The 22,378-nt window shown below is 62.7% G+C and carries 19 protein-coding genes; 7 read left to right on the plus strand and 12 right to left on the minus strand.

Translation table 11 applies throughout. The features are described 5' to 3' along the window. Nucleotide 1 precedes the first annotated feature (1 nt). The 5 genes from ACRTG1_RS01405 to ACRTG1_RS01425 all read right to left on the minus strand — a co-directional run bounded on the left by ACRTG1_RS01405 (nucleotide 2) and on the right by ACRTG1_RS01425 (nucleotide 5,757). Nucleotides 2-1,108, minus strand: a complete 1,107-nt coding sequence (locus ACRTG1_RS01405; RefSeq protein ID WP_432515608.1) for an aldose 1-epimerase family protein — start codon at nucleotides 1,106-1,108, stop codon at nucleotides 2-4. After that, entirely contained in the window at nucleotides 1,105-2,115 is a 1,011-nt protein-coding gene (locus tag ACRTG1_RS01410) for an ABC transporter permease (RefSeq protein WP_113156822.1), read from the minus strand. Before ACRTG1_RS01410 ends, ACRTG1_RS01405 begins: the two co-directional genes overlap by 4 nt. A gap of 11 nt (nucleotides 2,116-2,126) precedes the next feature. Continuing rightward, nucleotides 2,127-3,104 (minus strand): ABC transporter permease, encoded by a 978-nt coding sequence (locus tag ACRTG1_RS01415; RefSeq protein WP_113156821.1) that lies wholly within the window; start codon nucleotides 3,102-3,104, stop codon nucleotides 2,127-2,129. A 9-nt stretch (nucleotides 3,105-3,113) separates the two neighbouring features. Continuing rightward, the gene (locus ACRTG1_RS01420; protein ID WP_432515609.1) at nucleotides 3,114-4,610 is read right to left on the minus strand and encodes a sugar ABC transporter ATP-binding protein; all 1,497 of its coding nucleotides are present in this window, start codon (nucleotides 4,608-4,610) and stop codon (nucleotides 3,114-3,116) included. 100 nt (nucleotides 4,611-4,710) lie between these two features. Continuing rightward, complete coding sequence (locus ACRTG1_RS01425; RefSeq protein WP_206548558.1) at nucleotides 4,711-5,757, minus strand: autoinducer 2 ABC transporter substrate-binding protein; 1,047 nt, start codon at nucleotides 5,755-5,757, stop codon at nucleotides 4,711-4,713. Between the two features lie 225 nt (nucleotides 5,758-5,982). Between ACRTG1_RS01425 and ACRTG1_RS01430 the strand changes: the two genes are divergently transcribed. Beyond that, complete coding sequence (locus ACRTG1_RS01430) at nucleotides 5,983-6,699, plus strand: DeoR/GlpR family DNA-binding transcription regulator (RefSeq protein WP_297561957.1); 717 nt, start codon at nucleotides 5,983-5,985, stop codon at nucleotides 6,697-6,699. 2 nt (nucleotides 6,700-6,701) lie between these two features. Here ACRTG1_RS01430 and ACRTG1_RS01435 read toward each other — a convergent pair whose 3' ends face one another. From ACRTG1_RS01435 to ACRTG1_RS01460, 6 genes are all read right to left on the minus strand, one after another. Further along, nucleotides 6,702-7,394 carry an HAD family hydrolase gene (locus ACRTG1_RS01435; protein WP_297561960.1) on the minus strand — a complete coding sequence of 231 codons (693 nt, stop codon included), beginning with the start codon at nucleotides 7,392-7,394 and terminating at the stop codon, nucleotides 6,702-6,704. Beyond that, nucleotides 7,391-8,920, minus strand: a complete 1,530-nt coding sequence (locus tag ACRTG1_RS01440) for an alkaline phosphatase D family protein (protein ID WP_432515610.1) — start codon at nucleotides 8,918-8,920, stop codon at nucleotides 7,391-7,393. The genes ACRTG1_RS01435 and ACRTG1_RS01440 overlap by 4 nt, the downstream gene beginning before the upstream one ends. Next, nucleotides 8,917-9,675, minus strand: coding sequence for a glycerophosphodiester phosphodiesterase family protein (locus ACRTG1_RS01445; protein WP_432515611.1), 759 nt, complete (start codon nucleotides 9,673-9,675; stop codon nucleotides 8,917-8,919). Before ACRTG1_RS01445 ends, ACRTG1_RS01440 begins: the two co-directional genes overlap by 4 nt. 28 nt (nucleotides 9,676-9,703) lie before the next feature. Next, the gene (locus ACRTG1_RS01450) at nucleotides 9,704-10,627 is read right to left on the minus strand and encodes an ABC transporter permease subunit (RefSeq protein WP_113156815.1); all 924 of its coding nucleotides are present in this window, start codon (nucleotides 10,625-10,627) and stop codon (nucleotides 9,704-9,706) included. A 3-nt stretch (nucleotides 10,628-10,630) separates the two neighbouring features. Continuing rightward, entirely contained in the window at nucleotides 10,631-11,539 is a 909-nt protein-coding gene (locus ACRTG1_RS01455; RefSeq protein ID WP_222474159.1) for an ABC transporter permease subunit, read from the minus strand. 67 nt (nucleotides 11,540-11,606) lie between these two features. Next, on the minus strand, nucleotides 11,607-12,935 hold the full coding sequence (locus tag ACRTG1_RS01460; protein WP_432515612.1) for an extracellular solute-binding protein: 1,329 nt from the start codon (nucleotides 12,933-12,935) through the stop codon (nucleotides 11,607-11,609). A 207-nt stretch (nucleotides 12,936-13,142) separates the two neighbouring features. Here ACRTG1_RS01460 and ACRTG1_RS01465 point away from each other — a divergent pair, with 207 nt between their 5' ends. Beyond that, entirely contained in the window at nucleotides 13,143-14,111 is a 969-nt protein-coding gene (locus ACRTG1_RS01465) for a sugar-binding transcriptional regulator (RefSeq protein WP_113156813.1), read from the plus strand. A gap of 10 nt (nucleotides 14,112-14,121) precedes the next feature. Here ACRTG1_RS01465 and ACRTG1_RS01470 read toward each other — a convergent pair whose 3' ends face one another. Further along, nucleotides 14,122-14,916 (minus strand): helix-turn-helix domain-containing protein, encoded by a 795-nt coding sequence (locus ACRTG1_RS01470; protein WP_206548552.1) that lies wholly within the window; start codon nucleotides 14,914-14,916, stop codon nucleotides 14,122-14,124. Between the two features lie 203 nt (nucleotides 14,917-15,119). On the opposite strand from ACRTG1_RS01470, the gene ACRTG1_RS01475 reads away from it, so the two are divergent. The 5 genes from ACRTG1_RS01475 to ACRTG1_RS01495 all read left to right on the plus strand — a co-directional run bounded on the left by ACRTG1_RS01475 (nucleotide 15,120) and on the right by ACRTG1_RS01495 (nucleotide 22,324). After that, a complete protein-coding gene (locus ACRTG1_RS01475; RefSeq protein ID WP_206552855.1) occupies nucleotides 15,120-16,721 on the plus strand; it encodes an ABC transporter substrate-binding protein in 1,602 nt (533 codons plus the stop codon). A gap of 66 nt (nucleotides 16,722-16,787) precedes the next feature. Then, a complete protein-coding gene (locus ACRTG1_RS01480; RefSeq protein ID WP_206548550.1) occupies nucleotides 16,788-17,789 on the plus strand; it encodes an ABC transporter permease in 1,002 nt (333 codons plus the stop codon). Further along, nucleotides 17,786-18,619, plus strand: a complete 834-nt coding sequence (locus ACRTG1_RS01485; protein WP_113156809.1) for an ABC transporter permease — start codon at nucleotides 17,786-17,788, stop codon at nucleotides 18,617-18,619. Before ACRTG1_RS01480 ends, ACRTG1_RS01485 begins: the two co-directional genes overlap by 4 nt. Then, nucleotides 18,612-20,264 carry an ABC transporter ATP-binding protein gene (locus tag ACRTG1_RS01490; protein ID WP_206544935.1) on the plus strand — a complete coding sequence of 551 codons (1,653 nt, stop codon included), beginning with the start codon at nucleotides 18,612-18,614 and terminating at the stop codon, nucleotides 20,262-20,264. The genes ACRTG1_RS01485 and ACRTG1_RS01490 overlap by 8 nt, the downstream gene beginning before the upstream one ends. Nucleotides 20,265-20,329: 65 nt before the next feature. Further along, entirely contained in the window at nucleotides 20,330-22,324 is a 1,995-nt protein-coding gene (locus ACRTG1_RS01495; protein ID WP_432515613.1) for a CocE/NonD family hydrolase, read from the plus strand. The last annotated feature ends 54 nt before the right edge of the window (nucleotides 22,325-22,378 follow it).

The following is a 22,378-nucleotide window of genomic DNA, read 5'->3' on the forward strand; positions in this document are numbered from 1 at the left end:
CTCAGTCCTTGCTCATCTGGTTGACTTCGGCAATTGCGGCGGGCGCTTCCTGCGCGCTCAGATATCCAAGCGTCACGGGGAAACGCGCGGTCTCGCCCGGCGGCAGAATGCGCACATGCCCCTTGGCTTTCTCGGCGGTGTAACCTTCCGGCTCGCAGGTGGAGGGCAGCGCAAAGGCTGCGACCTGCGCATCGCCATCGTTCAGGATCCAGCGCACACAGTGCGGCAGATCTTCCGGGCGGTAGCTGACGGAACAGGCGTCACCCTCGGGAAGCGCCATCACCAGCCGCGTGCTGCCTTCGGCATTCGTTCCAAGCCCGCGCACGTAAAACACCTGCTCGGGGCTGTAGAGCGCCGGCTCATCCAGCGTCTTCATGCGCGCGGGGTTTCCCGAAAGGTCATCCAGAAGATCCAGAAACGCCTGCGAGGGCGTCACATGACCGGGGATGGTCTTGCGAACGACCGTGCCTTCCGGTGAAAACGCCGCTGGCTGATGGATCTGCGCGCCCGCCACGAAATCGAAATTCGCGTGCAGCATGTACATGAGCTCCATCGGATGCGCCGACAGGTTCTCAACGACCATCTCGACCTCGATCAGCCCGCTGTCCGCGCGCAGCCGAACCCGCGGTCTTGCGATGTAATGCGGCCCGAAGCCCATCACATATTCGGTCTCGCTGCACAGCTCGACAAATGCGCCTGCATCATCGCGCCCAAAGCGCAGATGCGCGCTGTCCATGCCGGCGACCGGCATTTCGCCATGCAGCGGATGATCGTCTTCAGGGCCGGGTGCGCCATTGCGCAGAACGCCTGCATGGTAAGCAAAAGCGCCATAGGTCTCGATGATCGAAGCGCCCTTGCGCGGATGGGGAAACACATTCCCCATGGTGAGCCTGCGCCCGTCGAACACGGCATCCCAGATCATCTGCCCCAGATAGGGCAGAACCGTAACCTGCCCGCGCCGGTTTTCGATCCGCAGCCCCTCGACGGACGAAGGATAGCGGAACGCCGTTACAGTGAACCCGTCGCCCGTGGCCAGCACAAGCTCGCCGCGTGCAGGGAACATTTCGGGCGAAAGGTTGAAGACGGTATCGCTGTCACGAGCGCTCATTTCGACGACCTCAGATAGTTGATTGCAATCACCAGAACCAGGAAGCCGCCCCACATCGCATCGATCAGGAAGTTGGAGGCGCGCATCATCTGCATGCCGGACGAGAGGAACATGAGCGCCACCAGCGCCAGAAGCACCCCGAGAACGCGCCCCTTGCCGCCGGCTGGGTTCGTGCCGCCAAGCACAGCGATGAGAACGGCCTGCAACAGATAAGACGCACCGAAATCCGCCTTGGCCGAGTTGGTGCGGCCCGAGAGCAGAATGCCCGCAATCGCCGCCATGAGCCCGGTCAACGCGTAGCTGTAGAGGATCATGCGGGAGCTGCGGATGCCTGCAAATACGGCGGCGCGCGCATTGGTGCCGATCAGCATCAGGTTCACGCCCAGATGCGTGCGGCGCAAGAGAATGGCCACCACGGACGCCACGACGATCAGGATCCAGAACGGCGTCGCCACACCAAGCAGTTTGCCGGTGCCGATCCAGTTCCAGGTCTGCGGGAAGCCGACAATGGCCGGACCGCCGGTCAGAACGAGCGCGAGGCCCGCAAATACCTGCCCGGTGCCGAGCGTCGCCAGAATGGGAATGATGCGCAGTCGCGCGATCAGGACGCCATTGACCAGCCCCGCCGCGAGCCCCACCAGAAGCGCGATGATCACGCCCATCGCTGTGTGGAGCACAAGACCGACGCCGCCCGCCGCAAGCGCCTCGGCGACAACGGGATGGCGGAAATAGACCCCCGCCGTGATCGCAGCCAGATTGGCGATAGCGACGATGGACAGATCGATGCCGCCCGTCAGCATGGCCACCATCATGGCAATGCACAGAATGCCCAGCTCGGGCATGATGTAGGTGATGGACTCGAAATTGTAGTAGCGCAGGAACTTGTCCGGGTTGAGCCCGGCCATCAGCACGAAGATCACCACCGTGATCACGGCCAGCTGCGCGATGGAAGCGTCATTCCCAAGGAGCCGTTGAACCAGGCTCTTCTCTTCGGCTTTGGCAGTCATGTCGTCTCCCCTCAAGCCAGTTTCTTCCGGTCGCGCCATGCGGTGATGGCGGTCGCTGCGATGATGATCATGCCGACGACGACACGCTGCCAGGTGGTGTCTACCTTCATCAGGATCAGCGAGTTCTTGACCATGACGAGCGTGAACACGCCGATCATCGTGCCGAGCACGGAACCGCGCCCGCCGAAGATCGACGCGCCGCCAAGCACGACGGCCGCAATCACATCAAGCTCCAGCCCCATGAAGTCGCGCGGGTTGGCCTGCCAGATCATCGAACTGTGCAGAAGCCCCGCAAAGCCCGCCAGAAGGCCCGCCGTGCAATAGACGAAGAAGATGGTGCGCCGCGTGTTGACGCCGGCGCGCCGCGCCGATTCCGGATCACCGCCATAGGCGTAGACAGAACGGCCGGTCATGGTGTGGCGAAGGATGATGTGGATCACCAGCGCAATCGCCAGATAGACCAGGATCATTGCCGTCAGCCCGACCGTCGCCCCGTTCTGCGCGGTTACGGTCGTCAGATCCTGCTTGCCGAATTCGATCAGCGCGTCGGGCATCTTGTTGATGTTCACGATGGAGGTGCCGAGCAGGCCCAGCACCAGCCCGCGAATGATGGAGGCAGTGCCCAGCGTGACGATCAGCGGGATCATCTTGAACCGGTCGATGATGAAGGCGTTGAACGCGCCGAGCAGCACACCGATCACCGACGCCGCGATGAATGGCAACAGAACGCCGTCATAATCGAGCGCGACCATGGTGCGCACCGTGATGTAGAGGGCCGCCGCCGAGATCGCCGGGAACGAAACGTCGATGCCGCCGGAGATCATGATCAGCAGCACGCCGAGCGCCATGATGCCGATGACCACATTGGCCTTCGCCAGGCTGAACAGGTTGGCGACGCCCCAGAAAGCCGGATTGATCAGGCCGATCAGCACCATCACCGCCAGCAGGACGAGGGCAATCACAGCCTCCGTGGATTGGAACCTTTTCATCTTACCGCCTTACTTGAGTGCCTTGAGGCTGTCGTTGATGGCGTCTTCGGTCATCTCCGCGCCAGAGAACGCGCCGACAAAACGCCCCTCATGCATGACATGAATGCGATTGCAGTTGCCGGTCAGCTCCGGCACGTCATCCGAAATCATCAGGACGGCAACGCCCTCCTCGCGCGCCAGATCGCGAATGATGTGGTGGATCTTGGCCTTGGAGCCTACGTCGACGCCCACCGTCGGACCGTTGAGGATCAGCACCTTCGCGCCGGTCAGGAGCCAGCGCCCCAGCATGACGCGCTGCGCATTGCCGCCGGACAGATTGCCCACCGCCATTTCGGGCGACGGGGCCGCAATCTGCATGGCCGCGAACATCTCTTCCGTCTTCCCGCGCATCGCATCACGGTCGAGAAAGAGGCCACGCCGCAGACGGTCCAGAATGCTCACAACCATGTTGCGCTCGATGGATTGCGTCAGGAAAAGGCCCTCGCTCAGCCGGTCTTCCGGCACATAGGCGATGCCAAGGCTGATCGCCTCCTGCACCGAGCGGGGAAGAACATCCTTTCCCGCAACGCGAAACCGTCTGGCACTGGCGTTTTCCATTCCAAACAGCGCCCGCGCCAGTTCGGTTCGGCCGGAACCGATCAGGCCGGAAATGCCGACAATCTCTCCTGGCCGCAGCGTCAGGCTCACATCATCGACGCTTCCGGAAACAGTGAGCCCCTCAACCTCCAGCGCGGGCGCCGCGTCGGCGGGGATTTCGGGCTCATAGGGTTCGTCGTCCAGTTCAAGACCCGTCATGGCGCGGGTGATGGCCGGTTCGTCGAATTCGCTCATCGCGCCTTCGGCCACCTTTTTACCGTTCCGGAACACGGTCAGGCGCTCCGAAATTTCCAGCATCTCGCGCATCTTGTGGCTGACGAAGAGAACCGCGATGCCCTGTTTCTGGAGATCGCGAACGATGCCGAACAGCGCATCGACCTCATGGCCGGTGAGCGCCGTGGTCGGCTCGTCCATGACGATCAGCCGGGCGCGGGCAAGAAGCGCGCGCGCAATCGCGACGATCTGCTTTCCCGAAGTCGGCAGCGTCTCGACTTCGGCGTCGATATCGATCTCGACATCGAGGCGGGCCAGAACCTCGCGCGCCATCTCGCGGGCGCGGGGCCAGTCCATTCTGGAACGCCCCTCCAGAAGATAGGTGTTGAGCGCCAGGTTCTCGGCAACGGTCAAATTCCCGAACAGGGAAAAGTCCTGATAGATGACCTGCACCCCCTTCTGCACGGCCATGATCGGGTCAAGCCGCGAGAGTGGTGTGCCATCGATCAGGATTTCACCCTCTTCGGGTGTGTAGATTCCCGACATGACCTTGATGACGGTGGATTTTCCGGAGCCGTTCTCGCCGGCAAGGCAGTGGATTTCGCCGGGACGGATGCCAATGGAGACGCCGTCCAGCGCGCGCACGCCACCGAAGCGCTTGCTGATGTTCTTCAGCTCGATCAGATATTCGGACATGATTTTCCCGGCAGGCTGAAATGGTCGCCCGGGGTCAGAGCCCGGGCTCCGGCACGGTTGAAAACTGACGCCCGGAACCGGGCGTCAGCTTCGTACGAAATCAGAAGTCGTACTTGTCCATGTTTTCAGCCGTAACGCCGACCCAGCCTGCGCCATAAAGCAGGTTCGGGTTCGCCTCATCCGGCGTCGTGAGGGACTCGTAGCCCGTCAGACCGAGGTTCAGACCCGACTTGATCTGGTCGCCCTTGCCCTCAAGGGCAGCAACGGCCAGCATGTTCATGGCGTAGCCGGCAACGGCCGGATCCCAGAACTGGATGTACTGGATATCACCATTGCCGAGATACTCGCCAGCCACCGAAGGCAGGCCCGTACCGGCAAAGAACACCTTGTCCTTGAGACCGCCTTCGGCGATCAGGCGCCCCGCACCGGCAGATGTCGGCATCGGCGCGCCGAGAATGCCCGTGATGTCGGGATAGGTGGTCATTGCCTCTTTCAGCTTGGTGTAGTCGGTGGCCGCATCGTCATAGGTCTCGAGACGGTCGCCGACCATTTCCATGTCCGGGAAATGCTCTTTCTGGTAGGCAACAGCGCCGTCGACCCATTCCATCTGGCTCTTGGAGGTCAGCGAGCCGACGGTCGTGACGTATTTGCCCTTCCCGCCCGTGTATTTGCCAAGCTCTTTCATCAGGTTGGCGCCATAGGCAAGGTTGTCGAAGGCTTCGAGGTCGTAATCGGTGTTCTGCAGGTTGGATGCCTCGTGCGAGATCACCACAATGCCGCGGTCGCGCGCCTTCTTCAGCACCGGCTCCACCGCCTCAACGGAGAACGGCACAACGGCGATGGCGTCAACGCCCTGTGCGATCAGGTTCTCGATGAGCTGCACCTGCGCGGCCGCGTCAGCCTGGCTCGGGCCGACCATCCAGACGTCATGGCCCGTATCGCCCTTGAACTGCTCGACACCGTCACGCATGCGGTCGAACCAGGCGATGCCGTCAACCTTCACGACCGTGGCGATGGTGTATTTCTTGTCGTCCTTCGTTGCGATCAGCTCCTCATTGAGGTTCGACGTATCCACAATCTGGTCGGCCAGCGCGGATGTCCCCAGCAAAGAGAGCGCTAAAGAAGCTGCGGTCAGCAGAGATTTCATTGGTTTTCCTCCTCCTCGGTTCCGCCGAAACCCTGAACGAGACAGCGTGGCGGGAACGCATATGATTGAATTAACTCAATATTATGCGCTAATATTGATCAATTCCATTCAATATGATCATATCCAATCAAAACCTGCAACCCTTTGCAAATGCATTCATCACACTTGCGGACAACGGCTTGCGCCATGAAGTATTGTTGAAACCTCACAGGCTTGGAGAATCATGTGGCGAGACCATCAGGGCGGGCAGCGCGGATTGAGGCACTCAGGAAGCTCTGCGCGTCAGGCGCCATTCTGCACATCGCCGAAGCGGCGCAGAAGCTGAACACATCCGAGATAACCATTCGCCGCGACCTGGGCGACGGCGAAAACGGCATTCTGTGCCTGGGCGGCTACATCATGTCCGCCAGCGAAAAGGGCGAGCGCTATTCGCTCTCCCACGCGCAGGGCACCAACACACAGGCCAAGACCCTCGTTGCGCGACAGGCGGTGGCCATGGTCGCACCCGAAGACACCATCTTCGTCGACTGCGGCTCCACGCTGCAGCACCTGGCGGCCAACGTGCCCCAGAATGCAAACATCACCGTCGTCACGCAGGCTCTGAACATCGCCGAGATCGTGTCACGGCTGGATGGGGTGAAACTGGTTCTGCTCGCCGGTCTCTATCACCCGGAAAGCGGCAGTTTCAGCTCCGATACGGCGCTCAAGATGCTTCAGGAAATCAACATCACCAAAGGCTTCTTCTCAGCCGCCGGCATTCATGAAAACGAAGGCGTGACCTGTTTTCACTTCCATGAAGTGGCCGTGAAGCGCGCCGCCATGGCGCGCTCCCAAAAGCGTTTCCTCGTCTCTGACGCCTCCAAATGGGGCAAGCTGCGCCCGGCCACATTCGCTCAGCTGGACGAGTTCGAACTCTGGATCGGCAAGCCGGAAAGCGATTAGGATCAGGCGGGGCACGCCACCTTTCTTTCAGCGATGATCATCGGATCGAGCAGCGCCGAAAGCGCGCCTGCCCCGGTCACGATGTGGTGCGCACCGGCCTCCGCCAGCCGCTCGGCGCGATCGGGGCGAATGTCGGCGGGATCGACAAACCCGATCGGCAGCACACCGGCGGCGCGGGCGGCGGCAATGCCATGTGCGCTGTCATCGATCATGACGCTGCGTTCCGGCCGCGCGCCGCAACGCTCCAGACAATGCTGCACCAGATCCGGTGCAGGCTTCGGCCGGGGCACATCATCAGCGCTGAAAACCCGAGGCGCGAAGCGCTGCCAGAGCGGCGTCAGGCCAAGGCTTGCCCGCAGCCGCTCATGCCCGGAGTTTGAGGCCACGCAGATCGGCGCATCCAGCCGGTCCAGCAGATCTTCAATGCCCGCCATCGGGCGCAGATCGGAGGCGAAACTGCCGAAAAGCTCCGCCTGCCAGTCCCGGTGCAGGCCTTCGAAATCCTCGAGCCCGCGTTCGAGCAATGTCTGGCGAATGTCGCCAAGGCTTTTGCCGGTGAAATCCACCAGCGCCTGTTGCGACGAGATGGGCATGCCCGCAGTGGTCATGGCGCGGGCCAGTGTACGGCTTGCCAGCGGCTCGCTGTCGATCAGAACGCCGTCGCAGTCAAAAATCACAAGGTCGAAAGTGCTCATATCCGGTTCACTCCGGGCTGCCCGCTGGTCAGGGCGAAACTGTAGGTGGTGCTGGCAGGCGACGCCGGATCCTTGCGGTCTTCGATGGTGACGAAGTCGCATTGTCCGCCATCGGGCGTCAGCGTCATGGTCGCATAGCCGTGCTCGCGCGAGGCCAGCTTGAGATGCGGGTTTTCCGCAAGCGCCACATCGAGGCTCTTCTGGCCTGGCGCATTGGAAGAGATGGCTCCGGTCACGAACTCGGTCGCCACGGTCTCGCTCTTCGGCTGCGCGAAATCGCGCTTCACGTCGGCGGCAAAATAGGCATGGAGATCACCGCCGATGATCAGCGGGTTTTCCAGCCGCGCCGCCTCGATGCTGTCGAGCAGATGCCGGCGCGAGGCGCGGTATCCGTCCCAGCCATCAAGGCTGTAGCGCGTGCCCGCCCCCTGCTCCAGATCACGCTCGGACAGAAGTGTGGGCTGTGCGATGACGTTCCAGCGGGCGCGTGCGCCCGGCAGCGTCTCTTCCAGCCAGCGCTCCTGCTCTGCGCCAAGCATCGAGTTCCCTTCCGCCCGAGCAACTCCCTGCCCGGCGACCATTGCCGGCGTGCGATACTGGCGCGCATCCAGAAGGGTGATGCCCAGAAGCCGGCCAAAACCATGCTGCCCGTAGATGCGGAACTCGCTGAAGTCCCCACCGCCATGCGGCGGCACGGGCATATGCTCATACCAGGCCTGATAGGCGGCGCGGCGCTGCTCAAGAAAGCGCTCTCCGGCAGGCGCATCGGGTGCATCATCATCGCCATAATTGTTGATGACCTCATGATCGTCCCAGATTACCAGCCAGGGAAACCGCGCATGGGCGGCCTGCAGGTTCGGGTCAGAGCGGTAGAGCGCATGGCGCGCGCGGTATTCGTCAAGCCGCGCCGGCCAGCCGCTTCCATGGTGGCGCACAAGGTTTCCGCCCCAGCTGCGCTCATAGATGTAATCGCCGAGATGCACGACGAGATCGAGATCCTCATCGGCCATATGCCGGTAGGCAGCGTAATAGCCCTGCTCATATTGCTGGCACGAGGCGAAGGCGAAACGAAGCCTGTCGGCCATGGTTTCCTGCGCGGGCGCTGTACGGGTGCGCCCCACCGGGCTCACCGCATCGCCTGCGCGGAACCGATAGAAATACCAGCGACCGGGGTGCAGCCCCGTAACCGGAACATGCACCGAATGACCGAATTCCTGCACGGCCCGTACTGTTCCGGAACGCACGGGTCGGGTGAAATGCTCGTCCTCGGCCACATCCCACGAAACGTCCACCGGCGCGCGCTGGATCACCTCCAGCGGCGCAAAGGGATCGGCCGGTGGCGGTGGTTCCGGGAATGTGAGTCGCGTCCACAGGATCACGCCCTCCGGCAGCGGACAACCGGAGGCGACGCCCAGCGAAAACGGGTACGCCTCGAACCGCGCCGCACGGGCGCGGCCCATGCCGGGCCACACCGCGGCGGCGGCAAGCCCGCCAGCGATCAGACTGCGTCGATTGCGGTCGATCATGCCTGCGCGGCCTCGCCGGCATCCAGACGCGCGCGGCGCAGCCGGTCGGCGAGCACCGGCTCATCGGTGGTGATGAAGGCAGGGCCAGCCTCCAGCCAGCGGTTTATCTCTTCCGGCGTGTTGGCAACCCACGCGCCAAGCCGGGAGAGCGGAACCAGCGTGGTGATCGCGTCCCAGTGCGTGGAGAGCATGTCCTTGTGAACCGCCACATAATCGGCCAGTTCAGCCGCTGCCGAGATGGTCTCCCGCACGCCAAGCTTCTGCGCCGAATTGTCATTGACGGAGCAGAGCCGGCGCATCTGCGGGGCGAGATCCCGGCATTCACGCAGCACATCGAGATCGAAGCTCGTCAGGCAGCAGCGATCGCGCAGACCCAGCCGGTCGATCTCGGCGATCACAAGAGCCGGCAATCCGGGATACGCCTTTCCCTCGCCGTCATTTTTCAGCTCGACGTGAAGATCGAGCGTGCTGTCGGCGTAGATTTCCAGCACTTCGGAAAGCACCGGCACGCCTTCATTGCTGTCGCGCAGACGCAGCGTGGCGCGCGCCTCAGGCGTCAGCGCACGGGAGGGGCCGCTGCCCTCGGTCGTGCGGTCCAGCGTGGCGTCATGGATGACGAGAAGCTCGCCCGCATCCGACAGGTGAACATCGAACTCGACACCTTCGACAGGCACATCGAGAAGCTTGCGGAAACCGTCAAGCGAGTTTTCAGGCCACACATTGCGGCCGCCCCGGTGGCCGATCAGTCCAGTCATGATTTGTCCTTTCAGGAATTGTTCGGGATCACTTCCCGGCATCCACCAGTCCGCGTGCGAACCAGCGTTGCAGTGTGAGGATGACGACGGTCGGCGGGAGCATCACGATGAAGGACGCCGCCATGGCGTAGCTCCACCAGTCGGACGGATCGTCCGGCCCCGGCAGAAGCCCCTTCAGGGCGATGATCGCGGTCGTCATTTCGGTCTTGGTGGTGAACAGCAGCGGCCACAGATACTGGTTCCAGCCGAACACGAAGAGAATGATGGCGAGTGCTGCGATGTTGGGCACCGAGAGCGGTAGCACGACATCGAAGAGGAACTTGATCGGCCCCGCCCCGTCCAGCTTGGAGGCTTCGCACAGATCGTCCGGCACCGTCAGGAAGAACTGCCGGAACAGGAACACGGCCGTCGCCGAGGCGATCAGCGGCAGGGTCAGGCCCGCATAGGTGTCGATCATGCTGAAATCCAGCCCGGCATTGATCTCAATGCCGGTGGTCCAGTTGATGAGCGCGGAAAGCCCCGTCACATCGAGGAACCAGCGCAGCGGACCGGCCACATCGGCAACCGCCTCATAGGTCGGCACGATGCGCACTTCCACCGGCAGCATCAGCGACATGAAGATCAGCCAGAATGCGGTCATGCGGAAGGGAAAGCGGAAATAGGTGACGGCGAAACCGGCCAGGATCGACAGCACGATCTTGCCCACGACGATCACCATCGTGACGATCAGCGTGTTCACGAAGGCGCGGCCGAAATCCGCCTTTTCCCAGGCCGTGACGAGATTATCCACAAAGCTGGAGCCCGGCAGCATGGGCTGCGGCACCTGCGCCATTTCTGCGCCGGTGTGCGAGCCTGCGACGAAGGCGAAGTAGAGCGGCGCGCAGACCATCAGCGCGCCGGCAATCAGGATAAGGTGGCAGATGACGTTCAGAACGGGATTGCGTTCGATCATGGATCACACCTGATAATTGACTTTGCGGTCCATGGCGCGGAACTGCAGCACGGTGAACAGCACCGCCAGCACCATGAGCACGATGCTCTGCGCGGCCGAGGAACCGAGATTCATCATGATGAAGCCGTCCTGATAGACCTTGTAGACAAGGGTGGAGGTCGAGCCAGCGGGTCCACCGGCGGTCACCGCATCAATGATGCTGAACGTGTCGAACAGGCCGTAGACCATGTTGATGATGAAGAGATACATCACCACCGGCGCAATCAGCGGCAGGCTGATCGTGCGGAAACGTTCGAGCGGCCCCGCGCCGTCGATGGCGGCGGCTTCGCGCAGGCTCTGCGGCACGGCGAGCATTGCGGCGGCTAGAAAGATGTAGTCGTAGCAGATGTGTTTCCACACCGCCGAGATGGTGATCAGGATCAACGCATCGCTGGGGCGCAGGTTCGGGTCCCATGGCACGCCCATCGCATGCAGGGCCGAGGCCGCCGGACCGATGGCCGGGTTGAATAGATAGGCCCAGATGCCGCCGGAAATCACGGGCGCAATGGCGTAGGGCAGAAGAAGCACGCTGCGATAACCGACCTGCCCGCGAATGATCTGGTCCGTGGCGAAAGCCAGAACGCCGGCAATCCCGAGCGTCGCAATGTTCTGCACGATGGTGAACCAGAGGGTCAGCCAGGCGCTCTTGCGATACGAGGGGTCCGAAAAGAGATCGACGAAATTCTGCAGCCCGACAAAGATCTCCCGCCCGCCAAAGGGGTCGACCTGGACAAAGGCCAGAGACAGCGCCTTGAACGAGGGGATGAAGAAGAAGAACAGCAGGATCAGAAGCTGCGGCGACAATAGAAGCCCGGCGAGCCAGGTCTGGGTGTAATGTGCCTTCTTCAGCCCCGTTCCATCGTCCCGGAGCATCCGGGCGAGCAGCAGCCGCGAGGTGGGAAGAGAGGGCGCCGCAAGGCGCCCTCCTTGATGTGCCGGATTAATTGACGCCGGCATTGAGCTGCTCGTACTGACGCAGGATCTTGTTGCCGCGTTCAACGGAGGAATCAAGCGCTTCCTGAACGGTCTTCTGGCCGGTGAAGGCAGCCTGCAGTTCTTCCTGAATCACCGCCCACCACTGGTTGGAATTGCCGAAGCGCATGCCCCAGGAGTTGTCGCTCGGCTCACCGCCGCGCGTGAGCTGCAAGAGGGCGATCTCGCGGGTCGGGTGCTCCTTGAAGAAGCCGTCCGTCTTCAGCTTGTCATAGGCTGCATGCGTCACCGGAATGTAGCCGGTCGTTGCGCTCCACCAGGCCTGCGTGTCAGGCTGTGCGACATATTCCAGGAAGGCAGCCGCCGCTTCGTATTCGGCGTCTTCCTTGCCTTTCAGTACCCACAGGGCAGCGCCGCCAAGGTTCGAGTTCTTCGGCTCGACACCGGCCTCGTAGGGCTGCATCGTCGCGCTCCAGTCGAACTGCGCCTCGGCTTCCACGCCTGCATGGCTTGCGGTGGAAGCGGACCAGGTGGAGCAGGTGCCGGAGTTGAAGAGCTGGCTTGGCGATGCGCCCTGCCCCGAAAGCTGGACGATGCCGTCATCGACCCACTTTTTCAGGCGCTCGGCCTGTTTGGTCACCATGGTGGTGTTATAGACATACTCAGTGTCGAGCCCGTCGCGGCCATTGGCCTGCGTGCCGAAAGGCTGATCGTTGATGGTGGAATAGGCCTCGATCAGCGACCAGACATAATCCGAGTTCAGGACCATCGCGCACTCGGTGACACCCTTGTCCTTCAGGGCGTAGAGCTGCTCTTCGAAGGCGTCCCACGTCTCGGCGGGGGTGTCGTAACCGGCGGCTTTGAAGTGGTCTGCATTGTACCACATGATGCCGGTGGACGAGTTGAACGGCAGTGCGTTCACCTTGTCGTCGACCACGTAATAGGCGGCGACGGAAGGAAGGAAATCATCCTTCTTCATGTCGATGCCATTGTCTTCCATCAGCGTGTTCACCGGCACGATGGCGTTGGAGTGCAGCATGGTCAGAACGCTGCGCTCGGTCGCCTGAATGATGGCCGGATGCTTGCCTGCCCGGTAGGCCGCGATCATCGCAGCAAAGGTTTCCTCGTAATTGCCCTTGCGGACGCCGACGACCTCATACTGGTCCTGACTCTCGTTGAAGTCGGAAATCATCGTCTGGATGGCCTCTTCGATGCGGCCGCCATTGGCGTACCACCACTCGATCGAGGTCTTGTCCTGAGCGAGCGCGCCCTGGGCCACTGTGGTCAGCAGCCCGGCAAGGCCGAGGGCGGCTGCGGTTCGGAAAAAGGTCGGCATGTCGTTCTCCATCGGGATCTGGTGACGTCGCCACTTGCGCCCCAGAACATCGGTGGCTGGTTTGCCGGGCAGCGACATGGCCGAGGAATTAGGCGTCCATTGTTACAGGCCTGAGACATTTGTCGGTCATGCTGGGCAAATGCTCACCGGCTGCTTCGTGCAGCCGATGACGCATTCCAAAGAATTGAAAAGGCTGCGTTTTTCAAAATGAGAAATTCCACAGGCGACAATTATTCGGAACGGCTGGACGACGCCGCGCGGGCCGGCTGGCTCTATTACATCGCCGGCTACAAGCAGGACGAAATCGCCAGAACCATGGGTGTTTCGCGGCAGACGGCGCAGCGGCTCGTCGCCATGGCCCTGCGCGAAAAACTGATCCGGATTCGTCTGGAACATCCCATCATGCGCTGCATGGAACTGGCGGACCGGCTGACCCGCGCCTTCGGGCTGGAAGCCTGCGACGTGGTTCCCTCCGCTCCCGGCGAGACGAGCCCGGTTGCGGGACTGGCCGAAGCCGGCGCGCGGGCCATGGAGCGCGAACTCTCCGCCGTGCGCGGGCGGGTGATCGCCGTCGGCACGGGCCGCACCCTGCGCGCCTGCGTGGAAGAGCTGACGCCGATGAACCGCCCGGACCACACAGTGGTGGCCCTGCTCGGGCACATGATGCCCGGCGGCCTCTCGACCCGCTTCAACGTGGTCGTGCGGCTGGCAGACCGGATCAATGCCGGGCACTACCCCATGCCGCTCCCCATCTATGCCCGCTCGGCGCGGGAGCGCGAAGTCTATCGTGAGCTCGATACGGTGAAGCAGATACACCGGCTTGCGCGGGAGGCGGAAGTCACCTTTGTCGGGCTTGGAAATATCGGCCCCGATGCCCCGCTTCTGGTCGACGGGCTCATGTCGCAGAAGGAGGTCGACAGCTACATCGCGGCCGGGGCGGTGGGCGAGATGACCGGCTGGATCTTCAACGCGGAAGGCCGCCTGATCGAGGGTTTGGCCAATGACCGGGTGAACAGTGTGCCGCTCACAAGACGGAAGGGACGGCGCGTCTATTGTCTGGCGGCGGGATCAAGCCGCGTCACCGCCATTCGCGCCGCGCTGCGCGGCAGGCTGGTGAACTGCCTGATCACGAATGAAGCGACAGCCGAGGAGATTCTCGCTCTGTCCGGCCTCTAGCCGCCCAGCCTCAGGAGGCAGTCACGGCCTCGTTTTCCGGTTCGTTTAGATAACGCCGGACAGGCAGCGGCAGTTTGCGCGATTTTTCCGACAGGACGCCGCAGCTCTGCAACAGCCGCCGCAGGTCCGGGTCGGACCCGACGGAACGCCAGATCGTTCGCCCGCTATAAGGCAGGTTTTCGCGCCGCCAGGACACGCCGATGGTAACCCCGCGCAGATAGTTGCGCTGATATTCGCCGAACGGCATCAGGATCGTTTCGCAGACAATGGGCTGCTGCCCCAGCCCGCGTTCCACGATGAACAGCCGGTTGCGCCAGAAAGCAGCCTGTCCCAGATATTTGGAGACCTGCCGGAACTCCTGTTCCTGATCGTACATGCGCTCGACGGTTTTCACCTCCACCTGACCGTCGCGCTCACGCAGCCGGGCGCAACTGCGCACGATTTTGCCCGGCCAGGACAGGCTTTTGTGAAAAAGTTCGTAATAACCGAGATATGCGCGCAATCGGCGCATGTCACCCGGAAAAGCCTCGCTCAGAGGCGTGTCCGCCGCGCGCGGACCGGCGCCATCGGGGGACTCGAACATGGCCCTGAAGCGCATTTCCGACAATTCGAAATCTTCCGCCGAAATGCCGAAATAACGCGCGATAAGGCCCGTATTGTACGCAGATGGCAGGGTCTGGCCCGAAAGATATCTGTTGAATTGCTGCCGGTTTATCCCGATTTCGCGGCACACGCCCGCAACGGATGGATGCGTGCTGCATGCGAAGCGCAGGTTCGCGGCAAAATTGGTGCGATCAGTGAACATAAACAGGCGAAATAGCTTCAACTAGCGTCAGTTAGCGTCAACATACGAAATTGAGACGCAATCGCAACCCTCCTACACACGTCCCACCTCAAACAATCCCAGCGCGAATCCCCGTCCGCATTTCATGCACCGGGGACGGTTTTGCCATGAAAATCGCCGCCGGGACCGCACGACGACAAGAAAAACGAAGGAAAATCGCTCGGATGAAAAATCGCATACCCGCCACCTGCAAGACATCTCACAACAATGTGCAAGACCTCGGCCGACGCCGTTTTCTGGGTTCTGCTGCCGCTGCAGGGTTCGTGCTGAGCGCTTCCGGCCTCCTTCTGCCTTCAAACGCACGTGCCGCCGATGAAAAGCCCCAGCGCGGCGGGCATCTGAAGCTCGGCCTCGACGGCGGCCAGACCACCGACATTCTCGACCCCGGCACCTATTCCGGCAGCACCATGTTCGTGGTCGGCTTCACCTGGGGCGACCGTCTGGTGACCACCGATCCCCAGAGCGGCGAGGCGCTGCCTTCGCTCGCCGAAAGCTGGAGCTCGTCCGCAGACGCGAAGGTCTGGACCTTCAAACTGCGTCAGGATGTGCGCTTCCATGACGGCAGCCCGCTTACGATGAACGACGTGGTGCAGACGCTGCGCCGCCATTCCGACAAGGACTCCAAATCCGCCGCCCTCGGCCTTCTCGAGGACATCGAGCGGATCGAAGAGCAGAATGGCGATCTGGTGATCACCCTCAAGAACGGCAATGCCGACCTGCCGCTTCTCCTGACCGACTACCACCTGCAGATCCAGCAGAATGGCGGCATGGACGACCCGGAAAACGTGATCGGCACCGGCCCCTACAAGCTGGAGAGTTTCGAGCCCGGCGTCCGCATCACCTTCACCCGCAACGAAGATGACTGGAATGAAGACCGCGGTTTCGTCGACAGTGTCGAGATCCTCGTCATCAACGACAACACGGCGCGGATTGCAGCGCTTTCCTCCGGCAAGGTGCACTTCATTAATTCGCTCGACCCGAAGACGATGAAGCTCCTGTCGCGCGCGCCGAATGTCGAAACCCTCAGCACACCGGGCAAGGGCTTCTATTCCTTCCTGATGCACGGCGACACCGCGCCGTTCGACAACAACGACCTGCGCATGGCGCTCAAGCTCGCCGTCGACCGTCAGGCAATGCTCGACAACATCCTTGGCGGCTATGGCACGCTCGGCAATGACTACCCGGTGAACGACGCCTACGCGCTTTCGCCCACGGGCATCCCGCAGCGCGAATACGATCCCGAGAAGGCCGCGTTCCACTACAAGAAATCCGGCCACGAAGGCCCCATCAGCCTGCGCACCTCCAATGCCGCATTCTCCGGCGCGGTGGATGCCGCCGTGCTCTTCCAGTCGACGGCCAAGGAAGCCGGCATCACGCTCGACATCAAGCGCGAGCCTGATGATGGCTACTGGTCCAATGTCTGGAACAAGAAGCCTTTCTGCGCTTCCTATTGGGGCGGTCGTCCGACCCAGGACATTCGCTACACCACCACGCAGCTTTCCACCTCCACCTGGAACGACACCCGGTACAAGAACCCGGATTTCGACAGGAAGCTGCTCGAGGCGCGCGCCGAGACCGATCAGGAAAAGCGCGCTGCGCTGTACCAGGAAATGGCGATGATGGTGCGCGACAACAGCGGTCTGATCCTGCCCGTGTTCAACAACTATCTGAACGCACAGGCCAAGAACGTGAAGGGCTGGGTCGACGATCTGGGCAACGACCTGTCCAACGGACAGATCGCCAGCCGCCTCTGGCTTGCCGCCTAATCCCTGAAACGGAGACGCCGCGCGGGCTCCTTCCAGCAGCCTGCGCGCGTCCGACCAATCAGACACATGAATGATCACATTCCGGTATTTCCCCTCGCGCGGCTGCATGGCCGCTATCCGCTGACAACCCGCATCGTCGGAAGGCTCCTTCTGAGCCTTGTCCTCCTCGTGGCCAGCTCCCTGCTGATCTTCGGCGGGATTGAAGCTTTGCCCGGCGACTTCGCAACAACCTATCTCGGACAGGCCGCAACACCGCAGGCCGTGGCCAATATCCGCGCGGAACTGGGCCTCGATGCGCCCGCCTATGCGCGCTATCTCGACTGGGTCGCCGGCCTTCTGCATGGCGATTTCGGGCACTCCTGGGCCAGTGGCCAGGATATCGGCGCGCAGCTCGGCAGCCGGCTCAGCAACTCGCTGCTGCTCGCCGGCGCAGCCGCCATCATCGCGGTGCCCCTGTCCATCGGGCTTGGCCTCATCGCCGTGCTTTATCGCGACCGCCTCATCGACAGGCTCATCAACCTGTTCTCGCTCGCCGCCGTGTCGCTGCCCGAGTTCTTCGTCGCCTATCTGCTGATCCTGTGGCTGGTGGTCAAAAACCCCGTCGCCGCCTTCCCCGCGACCGTCTATGCGAGCATGGGGCTTGGCGCGAAACTCGTGACCATCGCCCTGCCCGTTGCAACGCTGGTGCTCGTGGTCATCGCCCACATGATGCGCATGACCCGCGCAGCGATCATCAACGTGATGGATTCGGCCTATATGGAAACGGCCGCGCTCAAGGGGCTCAGCCGCTGGCGCGCCATCCTGCGTCACGCAACGCCAAACGCGCTTGCGCCGATCATCAATGTGGTGGCGCTCAACCTCGCCTATCTCATCGTCGGTGTTGTGGTGGTCGAAGTGGTCTTCGTCTACCCGGGCATGGGGCAATACATGGTCGATGCGGTGACCGTGCGTGACCTGCCCGTCGTGCAGGCCTGCGGGCTGGTGTTTGCCGCCATCTACATTCTCCTGAACATGACCGCGGACATTCTCTCCGTCCTCGCCAATCCCCGTCTGAGGCACCCGCGATGAAACAGACACTGCGCTCTATTCCGGTCTCCGCGTGGATCGGCATGGCGGGTATCACCGTTGCCGTGATCTGCGCCCTCTTTGCGCCGTGGCTTGCGCCCTATGGCGAAAACCAGATCGTCGGCGATCCCTGGGCCCCATCCAGTGCGGAATACCTGCTCGGGCTCGACAATCTTGGCCGGGATCTCCTGTCCCGCCTGATCTATGGCGCGCGCACGACGCTCTTCGTCGCCTTCGTGTCCACGGTGCTGGCCTTCTCGCTCGGCTCGTTCCTGAGCTTCGCCGCCGCCGCCATGCGCGGACCGGTCGATGTCGGTCTGTCGCGCATCAACGATCTCCTGATGTCGATCCCGACGCTGATCTTCGCTCTCATCGTCCTGAGCGCGCTGCCCCAGAACATGACCGTTCTCATTCTGGTCATGGCCGTGCTCGACGCCACCCGCGTCTTCCGTCTCGGCCGCGCGCTGGCGCTCGATCTTTCCACGATGGACTTCGTGGAGGCCGCAAGGCTGCGGGGCGAAGGCACGCTGTGGATCATCTTCCGCGAAATCCTGCCCAATGCCCTGACCCCGCTTCTGGCGGAGTTCGGTTTGCGGCTCGCCTTTGCGGTTCTGTTCATCTCCACCCTCTCGTTTCTCGGTCTCGGCATTCAGCCGCCAACCGCCGACTGGGGCGGCATGGTCAAGGACAACAAGGATGGCATCATTTTCGGTGTCTCCGCAGCGCTCGTGCCGGGCGCGGCGATTGCCGTGCTCACCGTCTCCATCAATCTGGTGGTCGACTGGCTCCTGAAGCGCACATCAAGCCTGAAAGGAGGGCGCGGCGATGGATAAGCCCCTCGAAACCGACAAAAGGCCCCTGTTGCAGGTGCGCGATCTGCGCATCGGCGCAACCGCTTACCCGCCGGGCGAGCCGCCGCGCAAAATCGAGATCGTCAAGGGCGTGAGCTTCGATCTGGAACGCGGAAAGGTGCTTGGCCTGATCGGTGAATCGGGTGCCGGAAAGTCCACCATCGGCCTCGCCGCACTCGCCTATGGGCGCGGCGGCGTGAAGATCACCGGCGGCAGGGTTCTTCTCGATGGCGAAGACATTCTGGGTCTCGGCCGCCGGGGCATACGCGGCGTGCGCGGTGCGCGGGTCTGCTATGTCTCGCAGTCGGCGGCAGCCTCGTTCAATCCGGCCCACCGGCTCATGGATCAGGTGATCGAGGCCACGCTGCGCCATGGCCTTGCCACCGCAGACGAGGCGCGCGCCCGTGCGGTGCGCCTCTTCGGCCTGCTGGGTCTGCCGGAACCCGAAACCTTCGGCAACCGCTTCCCGCATCAGGTTTCCGGCGGTCAGCTTCAGCGCGCCATGACAGCCATGGCGCTCTGCCCCGAGCCGGAACTGATCGTGTTCGACGAGCCTACCACGGCGCTCGACGTGACCACTCAGATCGACGTGCTTGCTGCCATCAAGAGCGCCATAGAGCAGACCGGCACGGCGGCCCTCTACATCACGCACGACCTTGCCGTTGTCGCGCAGGTGGCCGACGACATCATGGTGCTGCGCCATGGGGAAACCGTGGAACATGCCGACACGCGCAAGATCATCGAGAACCCGGATGAAGACTACACGCGCGATCTGGTGAATGTGCGTGCGGTGCGCCACACCGAGGCTGCGGAGCAGTCGGACCGCTTCTTCGAAATGGCGGGCATCAACGCCGCCTATGGCCCGACACCCGTGCTGCACGATGTGTCCCTTCACGTGCCCAGAGGGCAGACGCTCGCCATCGTTGGCGAGAGCGGTTCGGGCAAATCGACGCTTGCCCGTGTCGCGACCGGCCTCCTCGCCCCGAATACGGGCGACGTCCGCTTCGATGGCGAAACACTGCCGCCGCAGCTGAAGCACCGCACGCGCGAGCAATTGCGCCGCATGCAGATGATCTACCAGATGGCCGATACGGCGATGAATCCGCGCCAGACCGTCGGTCAGATCATCGGCCGTCCGCTGCGCTTTTACGAAGGGCTGCGCGGTGCCGGACAGCGCCGGCGCGTTGGTGAGCTGCTCGATCAGATCGAGATGGGCCAGGGCTTCATCGACCGCTATCCCGCAGAGCTTTCCGGCGGGCAGAAACAGCGTGTGGCCATCGCCCGTGCGCTGGCGGCAAAACCGGACCTGATCATCTGTGACGAGCCCACCTCGGCGCTCGATCCGCTGGTGGCGGACGGCATCCTCAAACTGCTGACCGGACTGCAGCGAGAACGGGGCCTGTCATACATTTTCATCACCCATGACATCGCCATCGTGCGCGCCATCGCCGACAGCGTCGCCGTGATGCATCGCGGCCGCCTCGTCCGCTTCGGACCGAAATCCGAGGCGCTCAGCCCTCCCTTCGACGCCTACACCGATCTCCTGCTCAAATCCGTGCCGGAGATGCGGCTTGGCTGGCTCGAAGAGGTGCTCTCCACCCGTCAGATCGAGAGCGCCGACAACTGACCCGTCGCCCGGGCGATCAAGGAGATCACCGGGCGACACGCATACCCAACTCAAGAAGGTTCATCATGTCGCAACAAGGCTTCACGACATCCGAAGATCACTGGATCACACTCAGGGACGGCACGCGTCTGGCGACCCGCATCTGGATGCCCGATTGCGCGCAGGACCGCCCGGTGCCGGCGGTTCTCGAATATCTGCCCTATCGCAAGCGGGGCGGCACGGAAGCACGCGATGAATCCACCTATCCGGTCTTTGCCGCAGCAGGCATTGCCGGCGTGCGCGTCGACATTCGTGGTTCCGGCGAATCCGAAGGCGTGATCGACGGCGAATACACGCCACGCGAGCTGTCCGACGCCTGCGAAATCCTCGAATGGATCGCCGCACAGCCCTGGTCCAACGGCAATGTCGGCATGATGGGAATTTCCTGGGGCGGCTTCAACGGCCTTCAGGTCGCAGCGCTCCGGCCGCCGCAGCTCAAGGCGGTGATTTCCATTGCCTCCACCACGGATCGCTACAACGACGACATCCACTACAAGAATGGCACGCAGCTTTCCGCACAGGCCTCCTGGGCGGGAACCATGCTCGCTTACCAGTCCCGTTCGCCCGACATTGCCGTGGCCGGCGAGAGCTGGCGCGAGATGTGGCTGGACCGGCTGGAGAACGAACCTTTCTTCATGGCCGAATGGCTCGCGCATCAGCGCCGCGACGCCTACTGGCAGCAGGGCTCCATCTGCGAGAATTTTGCCGACGTCACCGTTCCTTCGCTGGTCATCGCCGGCTGGGCCGACGGTTATCGCAACACCCCGCTCAAGGCGATCGAGGGCATCGGCGATACGGCCAAGGCGCTGATCGGCCCCTGGGTTCACAAATACCCGCACTTCGCATGGCCCAGACCCCGCGTCGATTTCCACGCCGAGGCCATCGCCTGGTGGAAACACTGGCTTGAGGATGGCGACACGGGTGCGGAAAACCTGCCGCAGATGCGCGCCTACATCATTGACGGCGCACGCCCGCTTCTGCGCCGCGAAGTGGACCCCGGCTTCTGGGTCGCCAAGCAACGCTGGGAGACGCCGCAAAACGACCTTTACGGCGTCTCGGCTGGCGGCGCGCTTGCTCTCGGCGAAGCAAACAGCGGAACGGGCCAGCACTTCCTGCGCTCCCCGCTCGACACGGGCACAGCGGCCGGCGACTGGTTCACCACCGCGCCCGGCCCGGAGCTCGCCGGCGACCAGCGGATCGACAATGGCGGTTCGCTGTGCTTCGAGACTGCGCCGCTTGAGGAAGAGGCGGTCTATCTCGGCATGCCGGAACTCGTTCTGGACGTGCGGTGCAGCGCCGACTGGGAAAACCTCGCCGCGCGGATCATCGACGTGCATCCCGACGGCACGGAAACCCGCGTCTGCTATGGCGTTCTCAACCTTGCCCACCGCAACGGAAACGCTGCGCCGGAAGCCATGCCGCATGACGAGCCCACCCGCATCCGCATGCAGCTCGACAATATGGGCTATCGCTTTGGCCCCGGTCACCGGATCAAGATTGCGCTCTCGACATCATACTGGCCGCTCATCCTGCCGTCCCCGGATGCGCCGGGCCTGACGATAGACACGGGCAGCCTGCGTCTTTCCATGCCCCTTCTCGGCGCGCATGAGCGCATCACCCTGCCCGAACCGGCCAACCCCGATCCCCTGCCAAAATACGACATGCCCTCCCCGGCAAAGAGCAGGCGCGAAGTGGTCAGGGATCTGATTGCCGGCGTCACGCACTACCGGCTGCAGGAAGACACCGGCGCGGAAGTGCATCCGGTCCACGGGCTTCAGATGCAGGAAATCCGCGACGAGGACTGGTCCATCTCGCCTGACGATCCGCAATCCATGCGCGCCGACATCAAATGGACCACGATCCAGTCGCGGCCGGGCTGGGAAGCCGTCACGAAGATCACGTCGACACTTTCCTGCACGCGCGATCAATGGCTTGTCAGCGCACGCGTGAGCGCTTTCGAGAACGGCCAGCCGCTGTTCTCGAAAACCTACGAGAAATCCATTCCCCGTGATTTCATGTAAGCGCGGTCTCATCGCATGAAAAAGGGCGCACCGGCTTCAAGGCACGGTGCGCCC

This window comes from Nitratireductor sp. PBL-C9, from assembly GCF_050877045.1.
Lineage (GTDB): Bacteria > Pseudomonadota > Alphaproteobacteria > Rhizobiales > Rhizobiaceae > Nitratireductor > Nitratireductor aquimarinus.